Origin of the sequence: Geobacillus sp. (assembly GCF_017515625.1) — a bacterium.
Lineage (GTDB): Bacteria > Bacillota > Bacilli > Bacillales > Anoxybacillaceae > Geobacillus > Geobacillus stearothermophilus.
In genome coordinates, this window is sequence record NZ_JAFWFM010000028.1 from 1 (window position 1) to 2080 (window position 2080).

Consider the following 2080-nt stretch of genomic DNA (forward strand, 5'->3'; position numbering starts at 1 on the left):
ACCAGCAAAAAAAGCGCCAAACTTAGCGCTTTTTTTCGTTCAGCCGATGCCCTAGGCCAAAACGACATTGATCCTGTAAAATCAACTCTTTGTTCACGGCGAACTCGATCGCTTGGCGAACAATGACCATTCTCCACCAACCTTCCAGTCCTCTGCCCTGCCTAGGAGCGTCAGTGGCGGCTGAGCGCGGCGTACAGATCATGCAGCGTGTCGATGCCGCGTTGGCGGAATTCATCGAGCAAAATCGCCCATAGCTTTGCCATCGCTTCGACGTCGCCATCCGCCGTATGGCGGCGCGGGCAACAGATGCCGTAACAAGCTAACGCATCGTCAAACGTCGGGCACGAATGGCCGATCAGCGTCATCATCGGCTGCAAGTCAAGAAATCGTCCGCTCCATTTTTGCCGATAATGGCGCCAAAGGGCATGGCGCAAAAACGCCAAATCATGGCCGATATGATAGCCGACTAAAACGCCTGTGGCAATAAACGGCACAAACGTGCGCAGCGCCTCGGCAAGCGGCGGAGCGAACACCACATCCTTCGCCTCAATGCCGGTCAAGGCGGAGATGTGTTGCGGGATCGGCTTTTCCGGCTTGACGAGCGTCATGTACATATCGGTCACGACTCCTCCAACCGTTTTCGCTGCCGCCATGGCCAAAATTTCATCGCCTTTCTCCGGGGAAAAGCCGGTCGTTTCCATATCGATGATGACAAACGGGATGTCAGTCAAACGGTCATGCCAATTGATGATGTGCTGTTTTTCCTTTTGCAGCGAGCGAAGCCATGTTTCCTGTTGCAGCGAATGGTCATGCCCAAATAAGGCGGATGATGCCTCGCGCGGAACGCCAAGCGACAACAAGCGGAGCGCCCGCTGCCAAAAACGGTGCCGCTCATGCATGAATGCGAGCCACCTGCCGGGCGACAAAGCGCTGCAACCGTTTTGCGGTGCGCATCGCTTGCTTCAGCTGCTTTTGCTCTGTCCGCTCAAGCGTCCGCCATAACACATATTCACGACCATCCCTCGCCTCGGTGCTGTACTTGAGACGAATCGAATAGTAAACAGACAGCGCCTCGCCAACGGCGGTGGAAAGCGGTGCCGTCAATACGCCCGCCGCCTCAAGCGCCCGCCGCCGCTCTGCCGTGTCCGCCGCTGGGACTTGCGCAAAACAGGCTAACCATTTTAAGGCGTTGGCGAGTTGCACGTAGCCGCTTTGTTTCATATGAACGGCCCCACTATGCGGCCCCCATCGCTCCGTTTGCACGTTACCCAGCCAACCGAGCGGAACCGGAGGGAATTGAACGTGCTCCCCCATGCGCGCCAACAGCGGCGGCCGTTTGGCCACCGCTGAAAACAACATCCTCCTGCCCTCCTCAGCCAATCTCAGCTCGCCATAAAGCGGACGCATATCCATCGCGATCAACAAAAAACGAATGTCGTTCGGCCACCCGCTTTCGAAATAGGAAGAAAGTTGTTGCTCCCAACCGCGGACCGACTGCGCCCACCGCTTGTTCGTCGCCATCACGTAACCGGAGCAGTACGGATACCCAGCCTCATGCAACATGTCCACCCCAATCGCCGCCATATGGCGGATGAATTCATAACAATCCGCCTCCACTTCCTCGGGACAGTCGAATAAAACGCCGTGATCCTGATCCGTCCAGATCGTCGGCTCACGCTGGCCGATGCTTCCCATCACATACCAGCACCACGCCGAGGGACGAATGCCGACCGACTGTTTCATCGTCTCCCGCTCCGCAAGGAAAAACGCGCGGCGAAGGATGGCTTCATGCACACAAACGATGTCGCTTGCAAGCTGCTCCATTTGTTCAAGCGTCAAACAGCGCCGCAGTTCACGCGCCAGTTCATCATGACAAAAACGAAGTTCGGCGGCCGACTCGGCTGCACTTAGCCGTTCGGCCACCTTTTCCGCCAACGATTCCACCTCCCTCTAGAAATGTTGATTTATCAAGGCTTTTCGGCCCCTCAGGGGTGTCCAAAAAATATTTTTCGACAAAATCCCTTACATCCTTTTTCAGTTTTGTGGATATCTTACAGACCTAGGGTGCGCTTCGCGGCCA

The 2080-nt window shown here is 56.1% G+C and carries 2 protein-coding genes; both read right to left on the minus strand.

The window, feature by feature from the left end:
• Positions 1-170: 170 nt before the first annotated feature.
• Entirely contained in the window at positions 171-899 is a 729-nt protein-coding gene (locus IKE44_RS01800) for a 3'-5' exonuclease (protein WP_049625276.1), read from the minus strand.
• Positions 892-1944 (minus strand): putative nucleotidyltransferase substrate binding domain-containing protein, encoded by a 1053-nt coding sequence (locus tag IKE44_RS01805; RefSeq protein ID WP_287464835.1) that lies wholly within the window; start codon positions 1942-1944, stop codon positions 892-894. Before IKE44_RS01805 ends, IKE44_RS01800 begins: the two co-directional genes overlap by 8 nt.
• Positions 1945-2080 lie beyond the last annotated feature (136 nt).

Coding starts and splice junctions, on each gene's coding strand:
- IKE44_RS01800 (WP_049625276.1), bottom strand. CDS start 899: ATGCATGAGCGGCACCGTTTTTGGCAGCGGGCGCTCCGCTTGTTGTCG.